This is a genomic window from Aliiroseovarius sp., from assembly GCF_030148435.1.
In the GTDB taxonomy this organism is placed as follows: domain Bacteria; phylum Pseudomonadota; class Alphaproteobacteria; order Rhodobacterales; family Rhodobacteraceae; genus JASBTN01.
Genome location: NZ_JASBTN010000061.1, coordinates 60577 through 86652, shown reverse-complemented (window position 1 = coordinate 86652; position 26076 = coordinate 60577). Strand labels below are relative to the sequence as shown.

At 64.7% G+C, this 26076-nt stretch carries 23 protein-coding genes and 1 riboswitch; of the genes, 14 read left to right on the top strand and 9 right to left on the bottom strand.

What is annotated here, in order from left to right:
• The first annotated feature begins 2 nt into the window (after positions 1-2).
• Positions 3-1028 (top strand): fatty acid desaturase, encoded by a 1026-nt coding sequence (locus Q1V43_RS11305; RefSeq protein WP_300517860.1) that lies wholly within the window; start codon positions 3-5, stop codon positions 1026-1028.
• Between the two features lie 169 nt (positions 1029-1197).
• Complete coding sequence (locus tag Q1V43_RS11300) at positions 1198-3411, top strand: NADP-dependent isocitrate dehydrogenase (RefSeq protein WP_300517859.1); 2214 nt, start codon at positions 1198-1200, stop codon at positions 3409-3411.
• 8 nt (positions 3412-3419) lie between these two features.
• Here the strand turns inward: Q1V43_RS11300 and Q1V43_RS11295 are convergent, their stop codons facing one another.
• Positions 3420-4226, bottom strand: a complete 807-nt coding sequence (locus Q1V43_RS11295) for a glutamine amidotransferase (RefSeq protein WP_300517856.1) — start codon at positions 4224-4226, stop codon at positions 3420-3422.
• A gap of 171 nt (positions 4227-4397) precedes the next feature.
• Between Q1V43_RS11295 and Q1V43_RS11290 the strand changes: the two genes are divergently transcribed.
• Entirely contained in the window at positions 4398-6074 is a 1677-nt protein-coding gene (locus tag Q1V43_RS11290) for a tetrathionate reductase family octaheme c-type cytochrome (protein WP_300517851.1), read from the top strand.
• 3 nt (positions 6075-6077) lie between these two features.
• Entirely contained in the window at positions 6078-6752 is a 675-nt protein-coding gene (locus Q1V43_RS11285; protein ID WP_300517849.1) for a cytochrome b/b6 domain-containing protein, read from the top strand.
• Between the two features lie 124 nt (positions 6753-6876).
• Here Q1V43_RS11285 and Q1V43_RS11280 read toward each other — a convergent pair whose 3' ends face one another.
• Both Q1V43_RS11280 and Q1V43_RS11275 read right to left on the bottom strand, forming a co-directional pair.
• Complete coding sequence (locus Q1V43_RS11280; protein WP_300517847.1) at positions 6877-7746, bottom strand: hypothetical protein; 870 nt, start codon at positions 7744-7746, stop codon at positions 6877-6879.
• A gap of 115 nt (positions 7747-7861) precedes the next feature.
• Entirely contained in the window at positions 7862-8431 is a 570-nt protein-coding gene (locus tag Q1V43_RS11275) for a DUF882 domain-containing protein (protein ID WP_300517895.1), read from the bottom strand.
• A gap of 424 nt (positions 8432-8855) precedes the next feature.
• Between Q1V43_RS11275 and Q1V43_RS11270 the strand changes: the two genes are divergently transcribed.
• Genes Q1V43_RS11270 through Q1V43_RS11255 form a run of 4 tightly spaced genes read left to right on the top strand, consistent with a single transcriptional unit; the run spans position 8856 to position 13114 of the window.
• Positions 8856-10448: a L,D-transpeptidase family protein gene (locus Q1V43_RS11270; RefSeq protein WP_300517844.1), complete on the top strand. Its 1593-nt coding sequence runs from the start codon at positions 8856-8858 to the stop codon at positions 10446-10448.
• 43 nt (positions 10449-10491) lie between these two features.
• The gene (locus tag Q1V43_RS11265) at positions 10492-11589 is read left to right on the top strand and encodes a UDP-3-O-(3-hydroxymyristoyl)glucosamine N-acyltransferase (protein ID WP_300517841.1); all 1098 of its coding nucleotides are present in this window, start codon (positions 10492-10494) and stop codon (positions 11587-11589) included.
• Positions 11590-11627: 38 nt separating this feature from the next.
• On the top strand, positions 11628-11894 hold the full coding sequence (locus Q1V43_RS11260; RefSeq protein ID WP_300517838.1) for an acyl carrier protein: 267 nt from the start codon (positions 11628-11630) through the stop codon (positions 11892-11894).
• Positions 11891-13114, top strand: a complete 1224-nt coding sequence (locus Q1V43_RS11255) for a beta-ketoacyl-[acyl-carrier-protein] synthase family protein (RefSeq protein ID WP_300517835.1) — start codon at positions 11891-11893, stop codon at positions 13112-13114. The genes Q1V43_RS11260 and Q1V43_RS11255 overlap by 4 nt, the downstream gene beginning before the upstream one ends.
• A gap of 78 nt (positions 13115-13192) precedes the next feature.
• On the opposite strand, the gene Q1V43_RS11250 is transcribed toward Q1V43_RS11255, so the two are convergent.
• A complete protein-coding gene (locus Q1V43_RS11250) occupies positions 13193-13807 on the bottom strand; it encodes an invasion associated locus B family protein (RefSeq protein WP_300517832.1) in 615 nt (204 codons plus the stop codon).
• Between the two features lie 180 nt (positions 13808-13987).
• Positions 13988-14223, top strand: a riboswitch (cobalamin riboswitch).
• Positions 14224-14292: 69 nt separating this feature from the next.
• On the opposite strand from Q1V43_RS11250, the gene Q1V43_RS11245 reads away from it, so the two are divergent.
• Positions 14293-14619, top strand: a complete 327-nt coding sequence (locus Q1V43_RS11245) for a hypothetical protein (RefSeq protein ID WP_300517829.1) — start codon at positions 14293-14295, stop codon at positions 14617-14619.
• Between the two features lie 565 nt (positions 14620-15184).
• A complete protein-coding gene (locus tag Q1V43_RS11240; protein ID WP_300517893.1) occupies positions 15185-16744 on the top strand; it encodes a helicase HerA-like domain-containing protein in 1560 nt (519 codons plus the stop codon).
• A gap of 111 nt (positions 16745-16855) precedes the next feature.
• Here the strand turns inward: Q1V43_RS11240 and Q1V43_RS11235 are convergent, their stop codons facing one another.
• A complete protein-coding gene (locus Q1V43_RS11235; RefSeq protein WP_300517826.1) occupies positions 16856-18151 on the bottom strand; it encodes an HlyC/CorC family transporter in 1296 nt (431 codons plus the stop codon).
• Positions 18152-18233: 82 nt separating this feature from the next.
• On the opposite strand from Q1V43_RS11235, the gene Q1V43_RS11230 reads away from it, so the two are divergent.
• The gene (locus Q1V43_RS11230; RefSeq protein ID WP_300517823.1) at positions 18234-19034 is read left to right on the top strand and encodes a metallophosphoesterase family protein; all 801 of its coding nucleotides are present in this window, start codon (positions 18234-18236) and stop codon (positions 19032-19034) included.
• Entirely contained in the window at positions 19031-20293 is a 1263-nt protein-coding gene (locus tag Q1V43_RS11225; RefSeq protein ID WP_300517820.1) for an MmgE/PrpD family protein, read from the top strand. Before Q1V43_RS11230 ends, Q1V43_RS11225 begins: the two co-directional genes overlap by 4 nt.
• 79 nt (positions 20294-20372) lie before the next feature.
• Here Q1V43_RS11225 and Q1V43_RS11220 read toward each other — a convergent pair whose 3' ends face one another.
• The 4 genes from Q1V43_RS11220 to Q1V43_RS11205 all read right to left on the bottom strand — a co-directional run bounded on the left by Q1V43_RS11220 (position 20373) and on the right by Q1V43_RS11205 (position 23838).
• Entirely contained in the window at positions 20373-21554 is a 1182-nt protein-coding gene (locus Q1V43_RS11220) for an ammonium transporter (protein ID WP_300517817.1), read from the bottom strand.
• Between the two features lie 169 nt (positions 21555-21723).
• Positions 21724-22191: a CinA family protein gene (locus Q1V43_RS11215; RefSeq protein ID WP_300517815.1), complete on the bottom strand. Its 468-nt coding sequence runs from the start codon at positions 22189-22191 to the stop codon at positions 21724-21726.
• 1 nt (position 22192) lies between these two features.
• The gene (locus tag Q1V43_RS11210) at positions 22193-22696 is read right to left on the bottom strand and encodes a phosphatidylglycerophosphatase A (protein ID WP_300517813.1); all 504 of its coding nucleotides are present in this window, start codon (positions 22694-22696) and stop codon (positions 22193-22195) included.
• Between the two features lie 11 nt (positions 22697-22707).
• Positions 22708-23838, bottom strand: coding sequence for a bifunctional 2-C-methyl-D-erythritol 4-phosphate cytidylyltransferase/2-C-methyl-D-erythritol 2,4-cyclodiphosphate synthase (locus tag Q1V43_RS11205; RefSeq protein ID WP_300517810.1), 1131 nt, complete (start codon positions 23836-23838; stop codon positions 22708-22710).
• Between the two features lie 166 nt (positions 23839-24004).
• Here Q1V43_RS11205 and dusB point away from each other — a divergent pair, with 166 nt between their 5' ends.
• Both dusB and Q1V43_RS11195 read left to right on the top strand, forming a co-directional pair.
• Entirely contained in the window at positions 24005-24982 is a 978-nt protein-coding gene (dusB, locus tag Q1V43_RS11200; RefSeq protein ID WP_300517807.1) for a tRNA dihydrouridine synthase DusB, read from the top strand.
• On the top strand, positions 24982-26073 hold the full coding sequence (locus Q1V43_RS11195; protein ID WP_300517805.1) for an ATP-binding protein: 1092 nt from the start codon (positions 24982-24984) through the stop codon (positions 26071-26073). Before dusB ends, Q1V43_RS11195 begins: the two co-directional genes overlap by 1 nt.
• The last annotated feature ends 3 nt before the right edge of the window (positions 26074-26076 follow it).

Sequence of the window (26076 nt, the reverse complement as noted above, 5' to 3'; positions counted from 1 at the left end):
TCATGGACGGGCATATGCAAGGCGCACCCGCGCGGGCGCGCGACTGGGTGAAGGTTCTGGCGCAGTATCGCGACCCGGACGAAGCGCGCTCCTGGCGTGAGCTGGCGGTGACATTGGGGCCGTTCCTGGCGCTCTGGACGCTGGCCTGGACCTCGCTCGACGGGCCGCGCGGCGTGACCCTGGCAATTGCGGCGGTGCTGGGCCTGTTCCTGATGCGGCTCTTTGCGCTGCAACATGACTGCGGCCATGCGGCCCTGTTCAGGGACAGGCGTGTGAACGACCGGGTCGGGCGGGTGTTGGGTGTGCTGACCCTGTCGCCCTATACGACCTGGCGCAAGATGCACGCCACCCATCACGAGAACGCGGGCAATCTGGATGGCGACTTCATGGGGGATCTGATCGTATTGACGGTGGGGCGATACCGCGCGCTTGGCCCCTGGGGGCGGCTGGCCTATCGCATCTATCGCAACCCGGTTTTCATTCTGGGCATCTCGCCTGCGCTCCTGTTCTATGTGCTCTACCGCATTCCGGTGGGGCTGATGGCACATCGTCGCTACTGGGTGAGCTGCCTGCTGAACAACGCGGTGCTGGCGGTGATCCTGGGGGGTATGGTCTGGGCCCGGGGCTGGGAGCCTGTGCTCTGGATCTTTGTCCCCTCGACATTGGTCGGCGCCACGGCGGGGGTCTGGATTTTCTACTGCCAGCACCAATGGCACGGGGCGCAGTTCGATTTTGCCGAGGACTGGCAGGTGCACGAGGCCGCGCTGCACGGGTCGTCACAGCTTGTCCTGCCCGGCTGGATGCGCTGGTTCACCGCGAACTTTCCGATCCACCACGTGCACCACCTCTATGCGCGCATTCCCTGTTATCGGTTGCCGGAAGTCGTGCGCGACCACCCGGAGCTGGAGCCGGTAAACAAGATCACCATGGGCGAAAGCCTGCGCGGCCTGACGCTGGCCCTGTGGGATCCCGAGCGCCGGCGGCTGGTCAGTTTTGCCGAGGCCCGAGGCGTGACCGCCCCTGCATGAAATCGTCGCAGGGCGGGGGGAATGCGACGTTTGCGCAACCGGTTGATTGAATTTCTCTCCCGCTTGGGCTACACGGTGCGCGAACACCTGCGCGGGACAGCGTGGGATTTTCCCGCGCATCCGCGCCAGACAACACTGCCTCCAGCACTTCGAAAAAAGGGTAAGGAAAATGGCTGATCTCTCAAAACCGGATATTTTGTATACAATTGTAGACGAAGCGCCCGAGCTGGCCTCCGCTTCCTTCCTGCCGATCATCCGCAAGTTCGTCTCGGCGGCGGGTATCACGGTGGGCACGCCGGACATCTCGCTGGCTGGCCGAATCATCTCGACCTTTCCCGAGTACCTGACCGAAGAGCAGCGCCAGTCGGACGACCTGGCCGCGCTTGGCGAGCTGGTGAAGACCCCCGGCGCGAACGTCATCAAGCTGCCGAACATCTCGGCCTCGGTGCCGCAGCTGGTTGCCGCGATCGAAGAACTTCAGGCGCAGGGCTATGCGCTGCCGGATTACCCGGAAGAACCCTCGGGCGACGAAGAGAAAGCCGTGCGGGCCAAATATGACGGCATCAAGGGCTCGGCCGTGAACCCGGTGCTGCGCGAAGGCAACTCGGACCGCCGCTCCGCCCGCGCCGTGAAGAACTACGCCCAGAACAACCCGCATTCGATGGGCGCCTGGACCGGCGACAGCAAGACCAAGGTCTCGTCCATGCCGGGCAACGACTTCTATGCCAACGAAGTCTCGGCCACCATCACCGCCGCGCAGGCCGGTGACGCCAAGATTGAATTCGTCGCCAAGGACGGCACTGTCACCGTTCTGAAGGACGGCTGGCCGCTGGAAGAGGGCACCGTCGCCGACGCCACCTTCATGTCCGCCAAGGCGCTGGGCGCGTTCCTGGCCGAGGCGATCGAAGACACCAAGGCCGACGGCACCATGTTCTCGCTGCACATGAAAGCCACGATGATGAAGGTCTCGGACCCGATCATCTTCGGCCATGCCGTCAAAGCCTGGCTGGCGCCGGTGTTCGAGCAGTTCGGCGCCGAGATGGACGCGCTGGGTGTGAACCCGAACTCGGGCATGGGCGACCTGCTGGACCGCGTGTCGGGCAATGCCGAGATCATGGCCGCGATCGAGGCCGTGACCGCCGAACGTCCGTCGATGTACATGGTCGACAGCGACAAGGGCATCACCAACCTGCACGTGCCCTCGGACGTGATCATCGACGCCTCGATGCCCGCCGTGATCCGCGCGGGCGGCAAGGGCTGGGATGAAACCGGCGCCAAGGGTGACACCAACTGCGTGATCCCCGACCGCTGCTATGCCACCGTCTATGACGAGACCATCAACTTCTTCAAGGCCAACGGCGCGCTGGACGTGACCACCGCCGGAGCCGTTGCCAACGTCGGCCTGATGGCCCAGAAGGCTGAAGAATACGGCTCGCACCCGACCACCTTCGAAGCCCCTGCCGATGGCACCATCCGCGTGGTTCTGGCCAATGGCGAAACCCTGCACAGCCACGACGTGGAAGCCGGTGACATCTGGCGCGCCTGCACCGTCAAGAAGGCCCCGATCGAGAACTGGATCGAATTGGCCCTGGACCGTCAGCGCCTGACCGGGTCGGAAGCGATCTTCTGGCTGGACGCAAACCGCGCCCATGACGCCGAGCTGATCAAATACGTGCGTCCCGCCCTCGAAGCCGCCGGCAAGGCCGACCTGTTCCAGATCATGGCCCCGCGCGAGGCGACCGCGCAGTCGCTCGCCACGATCACCTCGGGCAAGGACAGCATCGCCATCACCGGCAACGTGCTGCGTGACTACCTGACCGACCTGTTTCCGATCCTGGAGCTGGGCACCTCGGCCAAGATGCTGTCGATCGTCAAGCTGATGAATGGCGGCGGGTTGTTCGAGACCGGTGCCGGTGGCTCCGCGCCGAAACACGTGCAGCAGCTGGTCGAACAGAACCACCTGCGCTGGGACTCGATGGGTGAATTCTGCGCTCTGGGCGAAAGCCTGAACTTCCTGGCCGACGTCAAGGGCAACGCCAGGGCCGGTGTGCTGGGCCGCGCCGCCGAGGACGCCACCCAGGGCATCCTGGACCACAACAAGTCGCCCGAGCGCAAGGTCGGCCAGCCCGACAACCGCGACAGCCACTACTGGTTCGCCCGCTACTGGGCCGACGCCCTGGCCGCGCAGTCCGACGACGCCGATCTGGCCGCCGAGTTCGCGCCGCTCGCCAAGGCCCTGGCCGATGGCGAAGAGGCGATCCTGGCCGAGTTGGCCGCAGCGCAAGGCCCGGCAGCCGAGATCGGCGGCTACTATCGCCCGTCGGTCGAGTTGAAAGCGAAAGTGATGCGCCCCTCGGCCACGCTGAACGCGATCGTCGACTGAGACCGGCATCAAGGAATGAGAAAGGCCCGGAGGGAACTCCGGGCCTTTTGCATTCGTGGGGTGGTTTTTGCAGCTAAGTCGCGGTAGCGCGCGACGAAATTCCTGAGAATCTTCTCGGGCATGTGCACCTCCTCGGCCTGGCACATGGCGATCAGCTTCTCGGCATCCTCGGGCGGGAAGTAGCCCCTGTCCTTGTAGATGCGGATGCGGGTTTCGAACCCGTCACCGTCCGCTTCCGGGTGGAACTGCGTGGCATAAACGTTATGGCCGTGACGGATCATCTGAAACGGGCAGTTTTCGCCCTCGACCAGGTGAATGACGCCGGGGGGCAGGGCCTGCATCGCCTCCTTGTGGCCGACGAAGGCGCGGAAACGGGTGTCGATCCCCGCCAGAACCGGGTCGGCCCGGCCTTCCTTGGTCAACTGGCAATTGGTGGCGCTGACCAGTTCACCATATTTGTCCTTGTTCACGCTGCCCGGCTGAAGGTGATGGCCCAGGATGCCGATGCCATAGCAACAGCCCATGAAGGGAAAATCGCGGGTGGTAATCTCGGGCATGAGGGAAAGGATCGCCGCCTCGATCCGGGCCTCGATCGGGTCTTTTGTGGCCGGGTTATCGGACACGCAGCCGGGGCCCCCGCCCACGATCACGCCCGCGTAATCGTCCAGCGACAGGCCGACCGGCAGCTCCTGCTGGTCTAGGCGGATGCGGTGGGTCTCGGCCTCGGACAGGCCACCCTTGGCCAGGATCGCCCGGAATTCGTCATCGGAGGCTTCGGTCTCGGGGCGCAGCTGCAGGATCAGAAACGGTTTCATGGGGAGGCATTTAGCGCGCCAGCCTCCCGTGCGCAACCGAGCGCCGGGAAAAGGAATATCGCAGATGCGTCATTATGCGCCCTCGATTTTGCTCACGTAAATTTGAAAACTCAAATAAGCAAATTAGTACCCGAGGCGCGTGCCGTCCCCGGGTAGCGAGGAGATAGCCACATGAAACGTTTCGCAGGCATCGCCCGGGCCGTGGGATTGGCGCTGGCTTTGGCGACCACCGGCGCGTGGGCCGAAAGCGCCGGGGATACGCCCCGGCCGCCCGCCGCCCCGCCGCCCATTCCCGTCAGCTCGACCGCGGACCACGCCGAGTTCGAGGCGCTGAAACGCGCGTTTGCCTCGGGCCCCGAGGTGACGGAAGCCTGCCTGTCCTGCCACAACGAGGCGGACGACCAACTGGCCCATTCGCTGCATTTCAAATGGGATTACGAAAGCACATCCGGCCAGACTCTGGGCAAATCCAATGTGATCAACGCCTTTTGCGGCAACGTGGCCTCGAACGAGCCGCGATGTACCTCGTGCCACGCGGGCTATGGCTGGGACGACATGTCCACGGCCCCGGCCGAGATGGAGGTGCAGCCCGACTGTCTGGTCTGCCACGATCGGTCCGGCCAGTACACCAAGACCGCGACCGGGGCAGGGCACCCGCCGCTGGACCCGGTAAAGCCGGGGACCAAGACCATTACCGGCGCGCCAGCCTGGGCCGTGGACCTGAGCAAGGCGGCGCAGAGCGTCGGCATGCCCGGTCGCGACAACTGCGGCAACTGCCACTTCTACGGTGGCGGCGGCGACAATGTGAAACACGGCGACCTCAGCTCGGTGCTCTATGCGCCCAGCGAGGAGGTGGACGTGCACATGTCGCCCGAAGGCGAAAACTTCACCTGCTCGACCTGCCATGTTGAAGAGGACCACAACTGGGCCGGGTCGCGCTATGACGTGGACATGTCGATCCCGGAAGAGGCGCAGGAACCCGGCGCCCACCGCGTCACTGCTACCTGCGAAAGCTGCCACAGCGAACAGCCGCACCCGCTGGAGGTGGCCTCGGGGCCCGTGTTCATCCGCAACCTGAAGCTCAACGACCACACCGACAAGCTGGCCTGTCAGAGCTGCCACATCCCCGAGTTCGCGCGCGGCGGCGTGCCGACCAAGACGCTCTGGGACTGGTCGACCGCCGGGCAGATGAATGCCGAGGGCAAACCTTACAGCGAGGACAACTGGACCAGCTCGACTGGCAAGGCGATGCACACCTACATGTCCACCAAGGGCAATTTCGAATATGGCGAGGACGTCGTGCCGCATTATGCCTGGTTCAACGGGTCCATCACCTACACGTTGGGGGACGAAACCATCGATCCCACCCGGACGGTCGAGATCAACCGCCTCGGCGGCGAAGCCGGCGACGGTGTGTCCAGGATCTGGCCTTTCAAGCGCATGGAGGGGCGTCAGGGTTATGACGTGAACCTGAACCGCCTGACCTACTCGAATGTCTGGGGGCCGGGTACGGACACGGCATTCTGGACCAATTTCGACTGGGGCAACTCGATTGAGGCCGGCATGGCCGCCGCCGGCGCCGAATACTCGGGCGAGTTCGATTTCGTCGACACCTACATGTACTGGCCGATCACCCATATGGTCGCGCCGGCTGAAGATGCCGTCGAATGCGCCGAATGCCATGCCGAGGACGGCCGGATGGCCGATCTTGCCGGCATCTACCTGCCGGGCAGCGATCCGAACGGCCTGACCGGGATCATTGGCAAAGCGATCCTGACGCTGGTGCTCCTGGGTGTCATCGGCCATGGCCTGCTGCGCGTGCTTGGCCGCAAATCGAAGGAGGGCTGATCCATGTCCAAACGTATCGTCAAGGTCTATCCGATCTTTGAACGCCTGTGGCACTGGATGCAGATGGCGCTGATCGTGATCCTCCTGCTGACCGGGTTCAGCCTGAACGGCCAGCTGGGGCTGGTGCCCTTCGGCCCGGCGGTGGTGTTTCACACGCTGGCGGCAGGCTTGCTGCTGATGCTGTGGATCTTCGCCACTTTCTGGCTGTTCACCACCGGCACCTGGAAGCAGTTCATCCCGCGTATCGAGGGCATGATCGAAACCGCGCGTTTCTATGCGCTCGGGGTTTTCAGGGGTGAAAAACACCCCTATCGCAAACTCTACCTTCGCAAGCACAACCCGCTGCAGGCGGCGACCTATTTCGGGCTGAAATGGGTCATCTTCCCGGTGATCTGGGTCTCGGGCCTGTTCTACCTGACCTACACCCTGTGGGAAGGTGGCGAAAGCGCCGGGGTCTGGATCGTCGTGGTGGCAAACATCCACGTGCTGGCGGGTTATGTGGTGGCCTGTTTCGTCGTGGTCCACGTGTATTTGCTGACCGTGGGACAGGGTTTTCGCCATCACGTCCGACCGATGCTCACGGGCTATGAAGAGGTCGACCTGACAACCGAGCAGGAGGCGTATCTGGAGGCCAACGAACCCGACCGCCTCAAGCCGCGCGGCGTGCCGGCCCAATAGGGCGGCACTGGCTGAGGCAAGAAGGGCGCCCCCCGGGGCGCCCTTCGCTGTGCGGGGAAGCCCGGTCGATCAGACTTCGCCCACGTTTGGTCCCTTCGCCCGCGCCCCGAACCGGATGGCCGTGTCATTCGGTCAAAACCCCGGCGTCCAACAGCTCCGGGCGGCTGGGAAACCACATGTCCTCCGGTGCAATGCGGGGGATCTTCGCCAGGAACTCCGGCGCGATGCCGCGCGCTTCCAGATAGGTCAGGTCCCGCTGCATCTCGGTCGCCGGATCCATATTCGGGTGCCCCGAGGGGATCAGCAGCGCATAGCTGTGAAAGCCCAGCCGTCCTTCCTCTCCCAATGTGCGCCGGGCCCCGGCCATGAAAACCAGGGTGCAGGCGGAACTGCAGGTGGCCTCAACATGGGTGCCGAGCCCACCGGCAAGCACCAGATCGGCAAGGCCACGGGCCGCCTGTATCTGCCCACCCGGGCTGTCCAGCACCAGGGTCGTTACGCCGGGCTGGCGTTCCAGCGCTGCCGCGACGCGGCCCGCGATGCCGATCGGAAGAACGCCGGTCAGCCGAAGCTGCGCACCCGCGAGGGTCAGGGTCACGGTCTCCTCGGGCAGGGTGCGCCCGGCCAGCGGGTCGGGGCGGGGCGGCGACAGGGGGCTGTGCAGCACCAGGCTCCACCAGATCGACAGCGACAGGAACAGCGCGACCAGCAAAGCCAGAAGCCCGGCCCAGACATGGCCGGTGGTCCCGAAACTCCGTGCCCGCTGATCGCCGTGTCGCACCAACCCGACCGCCTGCCAGAGATATACCGCAATGTCCGCGCCGATGAGCGCAAGCACGGGGATCGAGGGCAGGGGGCGGGGCAGAAGGGTCCACCCAAGCCCCAGGAGCAGCACCCGCAACCCGACCACGTTGACCCAGAGGCTGGCGCGTACGGGCAGGACGCCCCGCCAATGGGCGCATAGATAATCCGCAACGGGTCTGCGCGTAGCCATGCCTGTCAGTCTGCGGGCCGACAGCGAAATTCCCAAGCTGAATTGAAATTTTTACCTTCAGCCATAAAAAAACCCGGCCAAGGCCGGGTTCCTGATTGGGTTCGGAGGTGGCGGGTCAGCGACCCCAGGTACGCACCACGCCGGAATCCATATGCACGAAATTCGAGCCGGAGTACTTGCCAACCCCTCCGGCGCGTACGGAGGTGGCGGCCCGGTACATCTGGTTCACCGAACGGTTCTTCAAGCGCAGGTCGGCCGCCTGGCCCTTGATGTGCAGCGAGTTCCTGGCCACCCCGCGCGAGCGCGAGCGCAGCATCGCATTGGTCTGTGGCGAACGGTAGCCCGACAGCATCGTATAGGGTTCGTTGACGTCCATCAGCGAATGGGCCGCGGCCATGATGTCGACCGTGCGCGTATCTATCGAGATCGACTTGTCCAGCCGCCAGTCGCGCATGAAGTAATTGATTTCCTTGAGGGCTTCCTTGATGTATTTGCCCTCGATCCAGTAGATCGTGTCGACGCTTTCGCCGGTGCGGCCCGAATACATCGAAATGCGGCGGATGTCGCCGCCGCCGCGCAGGAAGCCCGCTGCCTTGGAGAAAGTCGGTGCCGCTGCCACCGTGGTCGCTGCGAATGCGCCAAGTAGCGCGCGCCGCGTCATGCCCGTCGAGCTGTTTTCCGTCATCTGTTTCAGCGCGTCCCGTCGCTTGCCTGTGCCCGCCGTTCTTCGCATGACCCGTTCACCATGCTTGGTTCCGGCAAAGCCCCAATATCACCTCATCCCCAGGTGCAGCGGCTTTATGCCATGGTTCGATTCGTCCGCCAAGCCCCCTTGATCCAATCGGCTGTTATTCAAGAAGAATCGGCGAAATTTCGCTGAAACAGCCATGATGTGGCAAAAACGCGCGTCCGGCGTGGCCCGAAAAGGACAAGGTCGGGATTTCCGGATGGTGCAAGGTTTTATGAATGGACTCCGTTAACTCTTCCGCGACATTATGTCAGTTATTCCTGAATTGCAGCTCGTAACCCGTGGCTCCTCCTGACCCGTGGCCGAGAATAGACCGAGGAAAACGATGACGATTTCGCGCCCGCGCCTTCGCGCCCCGTTCATGTTCAATCTGCTGGCCGTTCTGGCCCTGTTTTCGCTGTCCGTTCTGGTTTCCGCACCTGCCCGGGCGCAGAGCGCCGTGCCCGCCTTTGCCCAGGCCGTGGCCGAGGCCGCCGCGATGGACGAGGATATCGCCGCTTTCTACCGCGAAAATGGCTATCAGCAGATCTGGACCGGAACCGGCAATCGCCACAAGCAACGCCGCGCCGCGCTTTTGAAGACGTTGGCAAGGGCCGGGGACCACGGTCTGCCGGTCGCGGCCTATGATACGGAGCTTCTGAAAACCAACCTGCGCCGGGTCGGGTCGACCCGCGAACTGGGCAGGATCGAAGTCGAGATGAGCCGGCTGTTCCTGCTCTATGCGCGCCACGTGCAGTCGGGTGTGGTGGCGCCGAAACAGGTCGCTCGCGATATCTTTCGCGACGTGCCGCTGCGCAACCGCAAGGCGCTGCTGGCCGGGTTTGCGCAAAATTCACCGTCGGGTTTTCTGAAGTCGCTGGCGCCGACAGCGCCAGAATATGCGCGGCTGATGAAGGAAAAGCTGCGGCTGGAAAATCTCCTGGCCCAGGGCGGCTGGGGGGACACCGTTTCGGCCCGGTCGGTCAAGCCCGGTGCCTCGGGGGACGCCGTCGTGGCGCTGCGCAACCGTCTGGTGCGCATGGGCTACCTGCGCCGCTCGGCCACGCGCAGCTATGACGCCGACCTGCAACGCGCGGTGCAGCTGTTTCAGATCGACCACGGGCTGGAACCCGACGGCGTCGCCGGTGAGGACACGATGAAGGAAATCAACCGTCCGGTCGGCGACCGACTTAAATCGGTCATCGTGACGATGGAGCGTGAGCGCTGGATGAACATCGACCGTGGCGCGCGTCATATCTGGGTCAACCTGACCGATTTCACCACCAGGATCATTGATGACGGCAAGGTGACGTTCGAAACCCGCTCGGTCATCGGCAAGAACCGCAGCGACACCCGCAGCCCCGAGTTTTCGGACGAGATGGAGCATATGATCGTCAATCCGACGTGGAATGTGCCCCGCTCGATCGCCGTCAAGGAATACCTGCCCGCTTTGCAGCGCAATCCCCAGGCCGCCGGCCACATGCGCATCATTGATGTGCGTGGCCAGTTGGTTGATCGCTCGGCCGTGGATTTCACCCAGTATTCGGCCAGCAATTTCCCCTTCGACATGAAACAGCCCCCGTCGAACACCAACGCCCTGGGGCTGGTCAAGTTCATGTTCCCGAACCGTCACAACATCTACCTGCACGACACGCCCGAAAAGAGTCTCTTCGGCCGCGAGGTGCGGGCCTTCAGCCATGGCTGTGTCCGCCTGCAGAAACCCTTCGAATTCGGCTATGCCCTTCTGGCGCGTCAGACCGATGATCCCAGGGGTACGTTCCACCGCGCCCTGGACACCGGCCGCGAGACGCAGATCGACCTGGAGGAACACGTGCCGGTGCATATCGTCTACCGCACCGCCGTGATGCCCGCCAAGGGACGCGCGAACTACCGCCGCGATGTCTACGGCCGCGATGCGAAACTGTGGAATGCTCTGGCCGGGGCAGGGGTGGCGCTCCGCGCCGTTCAGGGCTAATCCTGTCGCGGGGGGCGCGGTGCCCCACGCGGAAAGGACAGTCATGCGCCATACGCTTGCCGAGATTGCCGCTGCTCTTGGGGGGGACCTTCTGGGCGATGGCTCGATCGAGATCACCGGCACGGCCGAACCTGCCGAGGCCGGGGCCGACCAACTGGCCATCGCGATAGACCCGAAATATGCCGATGCCTTCGCCGAGGGCGGCGCCCGCGTTGCGCTGTTGTGGGAAGGCGCCGACTGGCAGGCGCTGGGGCTGGACGGCGCGGTGACGCTGCCGCGGGGCAAGGCGGGCATGCCGGAGCTTACCCGCATGATGGACGAGGGGCCGGAAATCGCGCCGGGCATTCACCCCTCTGCGGTGATCGATCCCACCGCCGAGATCGCAGAGGGCGCCGCCATCGGCCCCCTCGTGGTGATAGGTCCGCGCGCAAGGATCGGCGCCCGCGCGCGGATCGACACGCAGACCAGCATCGGCGAAGACGTGTGGATCGGCGACGATGTCCTGCTGCACGCCGGTGTGTGCATCGCGCGGGGCGTTCGGATCGGCCACCGTTTCATTGGCAACCAGAACTGCGTGGTGGGGGGCGACGGTTTCTCCTTCACCACCCGGGACAAGAGTGCGGTCGAGGAACTGCGCGGCGATCTGGACCACGCGGGCAACGCGGTGGCCGGGTCCAGCCAGTGGCAGCGCGTGCATTCCCTGGGCGCGGTCGAAATCGGCGATGACGTTGAGCTCGGCGCGGGCTCGACCATCGACCGGGGCACCATCCGCGCTACGCGGATCGGACGTGGCACTAAGATCGACAACCTCGTGCAGATCGGCCACAACGCCGTGCTTGGCGAGGATTGCCTGGTCTGCGGCCAGGCCGGCGTGGCCGGATCGGCCCGGATCGGCAACCGCGTCGTGCTGGCGGGCCGGGTGGCGGTCAGCGACAACCTCTTTGTCGGGGATGATGTGATTGCCGGTGGGGGCGCGGGGATCATGACAAATGTCCCGGCGGGCCGCGCCGTGCTGGGCACCCCTGCGGTCAAGATGGACACGCAGCTCAAGATCAACCGCGAGCTGCGTCGACTGCCGCGTCTGGCCGACACGATCCGCGAGCTTCAAAAAGCAGTTTCACAAATGACGCAAAAGGACTAAATCACCTCTCAATTCCGGGAGGACGGAAAGGAACCATCATGTCCGAGACCATCAAGGATCGCGTCGTCGCCATCATCGCCGAACAAGCCGTTCTGGAGCCGGGAGATGTCCGCCTAGATCAGACGCTGGAAGATCTGGGCATCGAAAGCCTGGGTCTGGTCGAAAGCATTTTTGCCATTGAGGAAGCCTTCGACATTTCGGTGCCTTTCAATGCCAATGACCCGTCGGAGTCGGAGTTCGACATCTCGTCGGTCGCCGCCATCATCAAGGCGGTCGAAGGGCTGGTTGCCGAGCAGGCCGCATGACCTGCCGGGGGCGGCGCGTCGTCATTACCGGTCAGGGCACGATCAATGCCCTTGGCGCCAATGTCGCCGAGACTCTGGAGGCCATGCGCGAGGGGCGCTGCGGCATTTCCGAGCTGGAGTTCCGGGACGTCGAGCGTCTGTCGATCCGCATCGGCGGGCAGGTCAAGGGCTATGACGCGGAAGGCAAGTTCAACCGCCAGCAGATCGCGCTCTATGACCGGTTCACCCAGTTTACCCTTCTGGCCGCGCGCGAGGCGATCGGGCAGGCGGGGTTGAGCTTCTCCGGTGATCTGGCCACACGTTCGGGTGTGGTGCTGGGCACCTCCGGCGGCGGGATGAACACTCTTGATGAGAATTACCGTTCCGTTTACGAGGACGGCAAGAACCGGGTGCACCCCTTTGTCGTACCCAAGCTGATGAACAACGCCGCCGCCAGCCATGTGTCGATGGAATACAACCTCAAGGGGCCGTCCTTCACCGTTGCAACCGCCTGTGCCAGTTCGAACCACGCGATGGGCCAGGCGATGCAGATGATCCGCCATGGTGGCGCCGATGTGATGATCACTGGCGGGTCCGAGGCGATGCTGTGTTTCGGCGGGATCAAGGCCTGGGAAGGGCTGCGCGTCATGTCAAAGGACGCCTGCCGGCCGTTTTCCGCCAATCGCAATGGCATGGTCCAGGGCGAGGGCGCGGCGATCTTCGTTTTCGAGGAGTATGAACACGCCCGCAAGCGCGGGGCCGAGATTCTGGCCGAGGTTGTCGGTTTCGCGATGAGCTCGGATGCCTCCGACATCGTCATGCCCTCGAAACAGGGGGCGGCGCGGGCGATCAGGGGGGCGATGCAGGACGGCGCGCTGAACGCCGAGGATATTTGCTATGTCAACGCGCATGGCACCGGCACGGCGGCCAATGACAAGACCGAATGCGCAGCGGTGGCCGATGCCTTCGGACACCATGCCGACGACCTGATGATCAGCTCGACCAAGTCGATGCACGGCCACCTGATCGGCGGCACCGGCGCGGTGGAGCTTCTGGCCTGTATCATGGCTCTGCGCGAGGGGGTGATCGCCCCCACGATCGGCTATGAGGAGCCGGACCCGGAGTGTGCGCTGGACGTCGTGCCGAACGTGGCGCGCGAGGCTGAGTGCAAAGCGGTATTGTCCAATGCTTTTGCCTTTGGCGGGCTCAACGCGGTGCTGGCCCTGCGCAAGGCGGCGTGACCCCGCTGCTCTCTCCGCCTGCAACGCAAAACGCCGCCCATCGGGGCGGCGTTCGCAGGTTCAGGCTTTGTGCCCGGTCTATTGCTGCGGCGCGGCCGGAACGGTCAATGCGTCATAGGCGGCAGTGAACCCGGTGAGCGACAGCGACAGGTTCACCCGCTGATCCGGTGCAATCGCAGGCACGATCGATGCCGTGGCAACATTGCCGGCCTTCATCTGATGGATTTCGTCATCGGTCAGGCCCAGTTGCACGACGCAGCCCTGTGCGGTGCAGAGGCGGAAGGCGTATTGTTTGCCGCTCCCACCGTCCACCGACAGGGTCAGCCGTTCGGTCAGCAGGGTCTCAAGCGGCGCCACGAAGGTTCCGACGGCGGCGGCCTGGGCGCCCTCTTGCAGGCGCATCAGGTTGAATTCCGCCACCGGAGTGCCGTCGCTGTCTTTCAGAAGCTGATACATCTGGCAGGGGTCTTCGCCATTCGGGTTGAAGGCGCAGCGGCGCTCCCAATCGCCATGGACCTCCGCAACATAGACCTGGCCCGGCTGGCGTTCGGCGGTGACGTCGCTGCCCATGTCCAGCCCGGATGTGGCATCGGCGGTGCCGGCCTCTCCGTTTTCCTGTGCCTGGGCGGCCGGGACGGTGCTCAGCGCGACCAGTACGGCAAGGGTCAGCGGTTTCAACAAATCTGCCTTCATGTCCAATGTCCTGTGTTTTTCATGAACCTGTTCGGGCGGATGCTTATCATGGCCGGAGCATGCTGTCAGGCGCAAAAGGGGCCCGGATTGCGTCATGGGGGAATCCAGCCGACCGATGTCGCCAATGGCGCGTTCCGCCCGGAACCTGACGCAAACATGCGTGCGTTACGGATCGGTGCATGATAGCGATGCGGTGATGGTTCCGTTCGGTGGCGCAAGGCGCTGGACGGTCAGGGAACACGGTGCGGCGCCCGCGATCGGATCAACGGTGCCAAGTCCGCGACTGCCCCCGCAACTGTAGGCGGCGAGCTCCCCGGCATGACCACTGACCTGACGCTTTCGCGCCGAGGGTCGGGAAGGGCCGGACACGCTATGACCCGCAAGTCAGGAGACCTGCCATCACCCTGAAAGAAACCCGGGCGGGGTGCCCCGGCGTGGATGTTCCGATCCGCCCGGCACCCCCATTGAGACGCGCGGAGGGCGACATGAACCGGAAAGACGAAACGATTATCTGCACAACCTGTCCGATCACGGGGGGGGCCTGTTTGCAGGGCCATGCCCTTTTGACCCGTCTGGCTGCGGCCATCGGGGCCGCTGGCGATACGCTGGACGAGGAATTCGAGATCACCGGCGCCGCTGACGTGGCGGGCTGCGGACGGGCCTGCCGCCTGGCCTGGCGCGCCACGCGGGACGAGGCGTGGCTGGCCGGCGATGTCGATGAGGACATGCCCCAGGACCGGGTCTGGGCCGCCGCCCGCGCCGGGCGCGGATTGGTCATCGCCACCCGTCGGGCCGAGATGATCCTGAGCTGAAGCGCCCGGACAGCAGTCAGCCTGAAACACCCCCGCGCAGCCCGGCGGGCTTGCCGGTCTGCGCGGGCTTTGTGCCCTGCGGTTGACGTACCGACGCCTGCCCATAGGGGGGCTGAAGCGTTTCCACTCAAGCCTGAGACAGGATTGAGTGGAAACCCCGTGAAACCTGTCAATGCTGTGGGCGTTTAGAGCAAACTCCGTGGTTCAGGTTTTCGCCGAAGCGCTTATTTGCCGGAACAACCAAAGAAAAAGGGCCCCGAGAAAGGGCCCTTTTCCTGATTTTTCACTCCCTGCCGGACTGGCCGGCTTATTTGTGAGGGAACGCTATGACGTTTGTTCGCAACGGTCAACAGGGCAAATTGGTTGTTTTTGCACATTTTGGTTGTTTTTGCGCATTTCCGAAAAAAGCCGCGCCCGGGGGCGCGGCCAGTCTGACAGGGAGGAAGTCATCCGGGCGAAAGAGAACGCTGCCCGGATGTATTAACCCTAGCACAGGAAGGTTAATTTTGTATCTTCAACCCACAATATTTTTTCAGGCGGTAAGGGCAAGATCATGGGCAGCGACATGGACGGGCGTATTTTCATAGGCGGCGGTGACGAAAACTATGCGGTGAAACAAGGCCTTCTGCTGAAATACGCCAACCGTCACGGGTTGATCGCCGGAGCCACCGGCACTGGCAAGACTGTTACCCTGCAAATCCTGGCGGAAGGCTTCGCCGCCCAGGGCGTGCCCGTTTTTCTGTCCGATGTGAAGGGCGACCTGTCGGGCCTGGCCGCGGCGGGTTCGGACGGGTTCAAGCTGCACGAGGCCTTTATGAAACGCGCGGGCACGATCGGCTTTGACGACTTTGCCTACCGGGCCTTCCCGGTGACGTTCTGGGATCTCCACGGCGAGCAGGGCCACCCGATCCGCACCACCGTGTCCGAGATGGGCCCGCTTCTGCTGGCGCAGTTGCTGGAGCTGACCGAGGCGCAGGAAGGCGTGCTGAACATCGCCTTTCGCGTGGCCGACGAACAGGGGCTGCCGCTGCTGGACCTCAAGGACCTTCAGGCGCTGCTGGTCTGGGTCGGCCAGAACGGCAAGGACCTGTCCCTGCGCTATGGCAATGTCTCGGCCAGTTCAGTCGGGGCGATCCAGCGGGCGCTGCTGGTGCTGGAAAACCAGGGTGGCGCGAGACTGTTCGGAGAACCGGCGCTGGAGCTCGGCGACATCATGCGCACGGATACCGACGGGCGCGGGCGTATCTCGATCCTGGCTGCCGACAAGCTGATGGGCTCGCCCAAGCTCTATGCCACCTTCCTGCTCTGGCTGCTGTCGGAACTGTTCGAGGAACTGCCCGAGGTCGGCGACCCGGACAAGCCCAGGCTGGTGTTCTTTTTCGACGAGGCGCACCTCTTGTTCGACGACGCGCCCAAGGCGCTTCTGGACAAGGTGGAACAGGTGGCGCGCCTGATCCGGTCCAAAGGCGTGGGCGTTTATTTCTGCACCCAGAATCCGGCGGATGTGCCCGAGGACATCCTGAGCCAGCTCGGCAACCGTATCCAGCACGCGCTTCGCGCCTTCACCGCCAAGGACCGACGCGAGCTGCGCCAGGCCGCCGAGACCTATCGCGACAACCCGCGTTTCGAGACCGAGGACGCAATCCGCGAGGTCGGGGTGGGGGAGGCGGTGACGTCAACCTTGGAAGCCAAGGGGGCACCCGGGGTGGTGGAACGCACCCTGATCCGCCCACCGTCGTCGCAGTTGGGGCCGCTCGATCCGGGAGAGCGCAAGACACTGATCAACGCCTCTCCGATTGCCGGAAAGTACGAGGAGCTGCGCGACCGCGAGAGCGCCTATGAGGTGCTGACCAGACGCGCCGCCGATGCGGCGCGACAGGCCGAGGAGGCGGAAAAGGCGGAGGAGGAAGCCGGGAGCACAGCCGAGCGTGAATACCGTGCCGGGCGCCGGTATTCCGGCACGCGTGTTGGCCGGTCCTCGTCGCGTTCGACCCGCAAGAGCCGCGCGCGCAAGTCCGAAAGCTTTGGCGAGGCCATGGCCAATGTGGTGATCAAGGAGCTGAAGGGCACCACCGGCCGGCGCATCGTGCGCGGGATTTTCGGAACCCTGTTCAAGGGGCGCTGACAGCAGGTTCACGCGAGGTGCGTTCGGAAAACTCCAGCCGGGTGGCACGCGGGAGACATACAGCCGCTTGGGGCAAATGCAGGGCGCGGCCCCAGGCGGATCTCTTTACGCCTAAAGCTTGCTGATCTTCAGCTCGGCAATACGGTGGCCTTCCCGGCGCACCACCTGGAAGCGGAAGCCGTGGAACGAGAACACCTGCCCCTCGTTCGGGATCATCTGCGCTTCGTGAATGACCAGACCGGCAATCGTGTTGGCCTCCTCGTCCGGCAGACCCCAGTCGGTCATGCGGTTGAGGTCGCGAATGGTCATTGCGCCATCAACCAGAAAATGCCCGTCGTCGGCGCGGGTCAGTTCCGGCTCGCTTTCCGTGTCGAACTCGTCAGTGATCTCGCCCACGATCTCTTCCAGGATGTCCTCGAGCGTGATCAGCCCCTGCAGAGATCCGTATTCGTCAACCACCAGGGCAAAATGCGTGTGGCGGCGCAGGAACTGGCGCATCTGGTCGTCCAGCGTGGTGGTTTCGGGGATGAAATACGGCTCCTTGGCCACTTCCATCACGTCGAATTCCTCCAGCGCACGGCCCTGGGCCTGGGCGGCATACATGGCGCGGCTCAGATCCTTGGCATGGATCACGCCGACGATGTTCTCGGGCTCGTTGCGAAAGACGGGCAGGCGGGTGTGCGGGCTGGCCAATGCCTGTTCCAGCACTTCGATGGCGGACTGGCCCGCGTCGATCATCTCGATCCCGGACCGGTGCAGCATGATCTCCTCGACCACGCGGTCGCCAAGGTCGAGCGCCCCGAGCAGGCGGTCGCGGTCTTCCTTTTCCACCGCGCCCTCGCTATGGCCCAGGCTGATCGCACCTGCGATTTCTTCGCGCACGGCCAGGATATGGCTGTCCGGGTCGGTCTTGACCCCGAACAGGCGTAGCATCAGACGGGTAATGCTGCGCACGGTGGCAACCACCGGGGCCAGCAGCAGGATCACCAGTTTGATCGGGGCAGAGACCCGCGCGGCTGCCACCTCGGGGTTGGTGATCGCATAGGTCTTGGGCAGCACTTCGGCAAAGATCAGGACCAACAGCGTCATCACCAGCGTCGCCAGCGCCACGCCGCTGTCGCCGAACAGGCGCGTGAACAGTGCGGTGGCCAGCGAGGCCGCCAGAATGTTCACCAGATTGTTGCCCAGCAGGACCGAGCCGATCAGGCGTTCGTTATCCTCGGTGATGTCCAGCGCCCGCTGCGCGCTCAACTCGCCCCTGTCCGCGCGCGAGCGCAGCTTGCCGCGCGAGGCGGCGGTCAGCGCGGTCTCGGAGCCCGAGAAAAAGGCGGACAAGACCAACAGCCCGGCTATCGCGCCGGAGGTGATCCAGAACCCGGTATCAAGAAGCGTCGAGGCCTCGTCCATTTTTGCCTTCCAATTCCATTGTCTTTCTGTGGCTTGCGCTATCTTATGGGCCCCGGACGGAGGGCTTTCAAGGGAGGAGGCCATGCGCATTGCCGATCTGGGCACGCTGACGGGCAACATTCTGTGTTTCGGCGGGCCCCTGTCGAACCTGCAGGCTCTGGCGGCGTTGCAGGGAGAGGCCGCGCGGCATGGTGTCCCCGAAGGCAATCTGATTTGCACGGGAGATATCTCGGGTTACTGCGGGCAACCGGCCGAAACACTGGCTCTGATCCGGCGCAAGGGGGCACATGTGGTGGCGGGAAATGTCGAGGTGCAGCTGGCCATGGGGGCGGCGGACTGCGGTTGCGGGTTCCGGCCGGGCTCGGCCTGCGATCTTTTGTCGGGGGCCTGGTATGCGCATGCGGATCGGGCCCATGACGCGGCGGCGCGCGTCTGGATGGAGGATCTGCCGGACATGGCCGTCTTCGCCCATGAGGGGCGGCGCTACGCGGTCATTCACGGTGGTTTCACGGATATCGCGCGATTTCTCTGGCCGACCAGTTCGCACACGGAATTCGCGCTGGAACTGGCCGCGATCCAGGCCGCGGCCGGGCCCGTGGACGGGGTGATCGCCGGTCATTGCGGCCTGGCGTTTGAACGGGACATCTCGGGCATTCACTGGATCAACGCAGGCGCCATCGGCATGCCACCCCATGACGGGCGTCGCCAGACGCGTTACGTCAGCCTGCACTCCGACGGTGCGCGGTTTCACGCGCTGGACTATGATGTGCCGGGCGCGGTGGCGGCGATGCGGGCGGCGGGGCTGACACAGGGATACGACCGTGCACTGGAAACGGGCTTCTGGCCCAGCGAAGACATTCTGCCCGAGGAGATGCGGCTGTGAGCGAATTGATGAACCAATTGGTGGCCTTTGCCCATTGTCGTCCGAAACACGCCGAGGACGCACGCCGCATGATGCGCCTGTCCCTGCTGGACTGGGCCGCATGTGGCCGGGCCGGTGCCGGGGAGCCCGTTGCGCGGATTACCCGCGACATGGTTCTGACCGAAGGCGGGCAGGGGGCGGCGTCGCTGTTCGGCTCTGAGGCCACGGTGCCGCCCCGGGCGGCCGCACTGGTGAACGGGGCCAGCTCCCATGCGCTCGACTATGACGACACGCATTTCGCCCATATCGGCCACCCTTCGGTGGCGGTGATCCCGGCGGCCCTGGCCGTGGCGCAGGTCGAAGGGGCGTCGGGCGAGGCCTTTCTGGATGCCTGCCTGGTCGGGATCGAGGCCTCGATCCGCATTGGCACCTGGCTGGGCCGGTCGCATTACCAGATCGGGTTTCACCAGACCGCCACCGCAGGGGCCTTCGGCGCCACCGTGGCGGCGGCGCGGCTCATGGGGCTGGACCCGGACCGGACCGCTCAGGCGCTGGGCGTTGCCTCGACCCGGGCAGCCGGATTGAAAAGCCAGTTCGGCACGATGGGCAAACCCTATCACGCGGGCCTGGCCGCGCAGACCGGGGTGGAAGCGGTCCAACTGGCCCGCGCCGGGTTCCAGTCCAATCCGGCGGGGCTGGACGGGGCGCAGGGTTTCGGTCCAACCCATGCCGGGGAGGGCAACCTGTCCGCCTTCGACGGGATGAACGAGGACTGGTGGATCCTGTCGATCAGCCACAAGTTTCACGCCTGCTGCCATGGCACCCATGCGATGCTGGAGGCGCTGGCGACCCTGCCGCCTGCGAATTCGGTAGACGAGGTCGTGGTCGCCACCCATCCGCGCTGGCTGTCGGTTTGCAATATCCCGGCGCCCGCAACGGGGCTGGAGGTAAAATTTTCCTACGCCCATGTGGCGGCGATGGCGCTGTCGGGCGTGCCCACCGGCGCCCTGCAGAGCTTTTCGGACGCCGTGGCGCGGGATCCGGCTCTGGTGACGCTGGCGGCCAGGGTGCGGGTGGAAGCGGACGAGGCGATCCGGGAAACCGCGGCAAGGGTGCGCGTGAACGGGCAGGAGGCGGAGTTCGACCTCGATGCGCCGATGGCGCTGGCGTTGAGGCAGGAGAAACTGCTGACCAAGGCCCGCGCCCTGTTGGGCACGCCAGCGGATAAACTGTGGCAGGGGATCGAGGCGGGACCGGACCTTGGGGCTTTGACCCGATAGCCGGAGCATCGCCGCTGCGCTCCCAATAGAAAAAGGCGGGGCCCAGACCCCGCCTTCCTCCTGCGTTTTGCGTGAGTGGTTACGACGTGAAGTCGTAGGCGCGTTCGCCGTGAACCGAGAGGTCCAGACCGTTGGTTTCGGTTTCCGGATCGACGCGCAGCGGCGTCACAAGGCCAACCAGCTTGATCAGCACGAAGCTGACGGTCACGGTAAAGGCCCCGACGATCACCAGCGACCCGGCTTGGGCGACAAAGCTGCCGTAGCCGAACACCGCGATCATGAGCGCGCCGAAGATGCCGCCGACACCATGTACCGCGAAAACGTCCAGCGTGTCGTCGATCTTGAGCTTGTTGCGTATCACGTTCACCGCCTCCTGGCAGAGGATGCCGGCCACTGCGCCGATGATCAGCGCTTCGATGGGGCCGGTGACGCCTGCCGCCGGGGTGATCGAGGCCAGGCCGGCAATGGTGCCTGTCACCAGGCCGACCAGCGAGGCCTTGCCGTATTTGATCTTCTCCCACAATGCCCAGGTCAGCGAGGCGGTCGCGGCCGAGATATGCGTGACGGTGATCGCCATGGCGGCCGAGCCATCCGCCGCCAGCGCCGAGCCCCCGTTGAAGCCGAACCAGCCGACCCAGAGCATCGCGGCGCCGATCATGACGAAGCCGGGCGAATGCGGCGGGGTGGTGCGGTTTCTGCGCGGACCCAGGAAGATCGCGATCATCAGCGAAGCAATCGCCGCGGTCTCATGCACGACAATGCCACCGGCAAAGTCGATCACGCCGGTTTCGCCGAAGATGCCACCGTCGGACAGCATGCCACCGCCCCAGATCCAGTGCACGACCGGCGCGTAGACCAGCAGCATCCACAGCGACGAGAACAGCAGCACGAAGCCGAAGCCGATGCGTTCCACATAGGCCCCGACGATCAGCGCGGGGGTGATGATGGCGAAGGTCATCTGGAAGGCGAAGAACAGGACCTCGGGCAGGGTGCCCGACAGGCTGTCGGCATCCACGCCCGTCAGGAAGGATTTGCCCAGCCCGCCCCAGACCCCGGTTTCTCCGGGCCCGAAGGCGATCGAATATCCGAAGGCGAGCCAGATCACGCTCATCAGGCAGGCGATGGCATAGACATGCATGAAGACGCTCAGCACATTGCGCGCGCGCACCAGCCCGCCGTAGAACAGCGCCAGACCAGGCAGCGACATGAACAGGACCAGCGCGGTTGCGGTGATGATCCAGGCGGTATCCGCTCCGTTCATTTTTCCCCTCCGAATTTCCTTGAGATCAGGTTGAAAGCCTTTCTGGCGAAGGAATGCGCAAAAGAAAGCTGAGGGGTCGTATTTCGTGGGGAATTTGCGGGCGTTTCTCAAACTGCCCGCTTTTTGAGCGCCTTTTTGCCGTTCTGGCAGGCAAATGGGCAGAGCGTGGTTAGCGCCCTGCCGCTTCTTTCAGCAAGGTGATGGCGTGTTCGGCGGCAGCGTCCCGCACGATCGCGCGGCCCGGGCCGCCGAATTCCACGGTTTCGGTGCGCATCCATCTGTCGCGGGTGATGGCGAAACAGACACGTCCCTCGGGTTTGTGCTCGGACCCGCCGGGCCCGGCGATCCCGGTGATCGACACGGCGATGTCGGCAAGCGACCGGGTCACGGCGCCACGTGCCATCTCGGCGGCGACCTCTTCGCTGACCGCGCCATGGGCGGCCAGAGTACCAACGGCAACCCCCAGCATTTCCACCTTGGCGGCGTTGGAATAGGTGATGAAACCGCACTCCATCACATCCGAGCTGCCGGCCAGATCGGTGAGACGCGCGCCAACCATCCCACCGGTGCAGCTTTCGGCGGTTGCAATGCGCAGCCCCTTGGCGCGGCAGAGGTTCAGCAGTTCCGCGACGCTCACCTCAGGCCCCCAGCAGCCCGTGCGCCGCATAGGCCAGCACGATAACGGTGAATCCGGCGGCAAAGCCCGCATAGACATCGTCCAGCATGACACCCGCCGCGTCCCCGCGCCGGTCGGCGGCGCCGATCGGGCCGGGCTTGGTGATGTCGAACAGGCGGAAGGCCAGGAAGGCGACGATCCAGCCCGGGTAGAGCGCCAGGATATCCACCCCCATCATGCGCGCGCCGAAGCTGACCGGCAGAAGCGCGATCCACATGCCGACCACCTCGTCGATGACAACCTCGCCCGGATCATGGTTGTCGCTGCCCGCCGTATAGGCTCGGGTGGCATAGAGCCCGGCCATGTAGGCGACGATGGTGGCAATGGTCAGCGCCAGCGGCCCGCCGATCTGGTGCAGCACCCAGGCCACGGGCAGGGCGGCGAGGCTGCCCCAGGTGCCCGGCGCCGGTTTCATCAGGCCCGCGTAGAAAAATGTGGCAATCAGTTTCGCGGTCGCGTGGTTCATGTCATGCCCCCTCAGCCCTTGATCAGCGTTGCGACGGCCATGGCCGCGATACCTTCCTCGCGGCCGGTAAAGCCCAGCCGTTCGGATGTGGTGGCTTTCACCGAGATACGGTCCACCCCGATACCCATGATGCCCGCCAGCGCGTCCCGCATGGCCGGTGCATGCGGCCCGATCTTGGGGCGCTCGCAGATCAGGGTCACGTCGACATTGGCGATGGCAAAGCCGCGTTCGGTGGCGCGCGACACGGCGTGGCGCAGGAAGATGTCGCTTTCCGCCCCTTTCCACTTCATGTCCGAGGGCGGGAAATGCTGGCCGATATCGCCATCCGCGAGCGCGCCGTAGATCGCGTCGGTAAGCGCATGCATGCCCACGTCGGCGTCCGAATGGCCCTTCAGCTTTCTGGTGTGGGGGATTCTGACGCCACAGAGGATGACATGATCGCCCTCCTCGAACGCGTGCACGTCGTAACCTTGTCCGGTGCGGATATCCATCTGTCCTCGCAGCAGTTTCTCGGCCCGGGCGAAATCGCCGGGCGTGGTGATCTTGATGTTGCGTTCGTCGCCTTCGGTGATGGCGACGGAAAGACCCGCGGCACGGGCAACCTCGACATCGTCCGCGGCCCCACCCGGATGGGCGCGATGGGCGGCGAGGATCTCGGCAAAGCGGAAACCCTGCGGGGTCTGGGCACGGTAGAGCCCCGCACGGTCCCGGGTGCCGCTGACCTGCCCGCGCTCGCCACGCCAGAGCGCGTCCGTGACGGCCAGCGCAGGGGCGGCGCCGGAGGAGGTCTCAAGCGCGGCGATGACATCGGAGATGATCCTGTCGCTGACGCAGGGGCGCGCGACGTCGTGGATGAGCACGCGATCTACGGGCGTTTCGGACAGCGCATCCAGCCCTTGCGAAACGCTTGCGTCGCGCGTGGCGCCGCCGGGCACGCAGGTAACGCCGGGAAAATGCGCGGCCATGGCCATGTCATCGGGATGCAGCACCAGCACGATCGGCCCGACCTCGGCGTGATCGGCAAACCGCGCCACCGTGTGTTCGGCCATCATCCGCCCGGCCACGGTCTGCCATTGCTTGGGCATCTCGCCCCCGGCGCGGGTGCCGCGTCCGGCGGCGACGATCAAGGCTGCTGTTGTCATGCGCCCTGTTTACGCATTGCCGAATTCAAGGACAATGCCTGCCCGTCATTGCTGGAAGTTGCGTAAAAAATATGCAATTGATGAATTATCAGTCATTTCACCTCAGAAAAAATTGTGACCTTCCATCGGGCTGGCCACTATCGGGGCAGTTGCACAAGGAATAGGCATGTCGATTTCGCTCGGCGCAGTCACTCTGGACCCTCCCGTGATCCTGGCCCCGATGGCCGGGATCAGCGATCTGCCGTTTCGCCAGCTTGTGGCCGGGTTCGGCGCGGGGCTGGTGGTGTCGGAAATGGTGGCCAGCCAGGAAATGGTACAGGCCAAGCCGGGGGTGCGTGAACGGGCCGAACTGGGCTTTGGCGAGCACAACACGGCGGTGCAGCTGGCCGCGCGCGACGTGCATTGGGCCGGGGAGGCCGCGCGCATGGTCGAGGCAAACGGCGCCAGGCTCATCGACATCAATATGGGCTGCCCTGCCCGCAAGGTGGTGGGCGGCATGTCGGGCTCGGCGCTTCTGCGCGACCTGCCGCTGGCGCTGGAGCTGATCGAGGCGATTGTCGGCGCGGTGTCGATCCCCGTCTCGCTGAAAACGCGACTGGGTTGGGACGACAGCCTGATGAACGCGCCCGATCTGGCGCGGCAGGCCGAGGCGGCGGGCATCCGGATGATCACCATCCACGGGCGCACGCGCTGCCAGTTCTACAAGGGGCATGCCAACTGGGCCGCCATTCGCGCGGTGAAGGACGCGGTCTCGATCCCGGTCATCGCGAACGGCGACATTACCAGCCCCGCCACCGCCCGCGCCGCTTTGGAGGCCTCGGGCGCGGACGGGGTGATGATCGGACGCGGGGCAGGGGGGCGGCCCTGGCTGCTGGCGGAAGTGGCGCATCATTTGCATGGCAGACCGATGCCCGCGATCCCCTCCGGGTCCGAGCTGATCGACATGGTCTCGCGGCACTATGAGGCCAGCCTCGATTTCTACGGCCCGGCTCTGGGCGCGCGGGTCATTCGCAAGCATCTGGGATGGTACATGGACGCGACCGGCACCCCGCCCGATCTGCGCCGCGAGGTGCTGTCCTCCCGCGATCCGGCCCGCGTCCTGGCGCTGCTGCCCGAGGCGCTCCGCCAGCAGGAGGCCGCGTGATGGAAAGCGACACGCTCTGGTCCTCGCTTCCGGTGCCGGCAATCCTGATCGACGCGGATGACAGCATTGCCCAGGTGAATACGGCGGCCGAGCTGTTCCTGAACGCCTCGGCCAAAAGCCTGATGGCGAAACCCGTCTTCGACCGGCTGCATATCGACGCGGCGCTGGACGATGCCTTTGCCCGGGTGCGCGCCAACCAGGGGGCGCTGTTCATCAACACTGTGGACGTGGGGTCGGGACAGACAGCGCCGGTGGAATGCAATGTGCAGATTGCCCCGCTGGCGGGCACCGACCAGGTGCTGATGCTGTTGCAACCCCGCCAGATTGCCGACCGTCTGGGGCGAGCTCACGGGGTGAAATCCGCTGCCGCCTCCGCGATCGGCATGGCCGAGATGCTGGCCCATGAGATCAAGAATCCGCTGGCGGGCATTACCGGAGCTGCACAGCTTCTGTCGATGGGGCTGTCGCCCGAAGATCAGGAGCTGACCGACCTCATCGTCGCCGAAAGCCGCCGTATCGTGGCACTTCTGGACCAGGTCGAGCAGTTCGGCAACCTGCGCCCACCCGCCCGGCGGGTGGTGAACATACATGACCTGTTGGACCGGGCCCAGAAGTCCGCGCGGGTCAGCTATGGCGCACATATGGCCATCGTGGAACAGTTCGACCCCTCGCTTCCGCCGACCTTCGTGGATGGCGACCAGTTGATGCAGGTCTTTCTGAACCTGCTGAAAAACGCGGCCGAGGCCAACCCCAAGGGCGGCACCATTACAATTCACACCTTCTATGACCACGCGCTGCGCCTGCGCCGCAAGGACGGCACCGGCAATTCTCTGCCCCTGCAGGTCGAGATCATCGACGACGGTCCCGGCATCCCGCCCGGCATCGCCGCCCAGGTCTTCGACCCTTTCGTGTCAGGGCGTGAAAACGGCACCGGGCTGGGCCTGGCCCTGGTGTCGAAGATCATCAATGACCATGATGGCTGGATCACGCTGGACAGTGTGCCGGGGCGTACCGTTTTCCGAATATCCCTGCCAGTGGCGCCCCGTGACGCCACTGCCGATCTCGCCACGCCTGAACCCCAAGGAGACTGACCC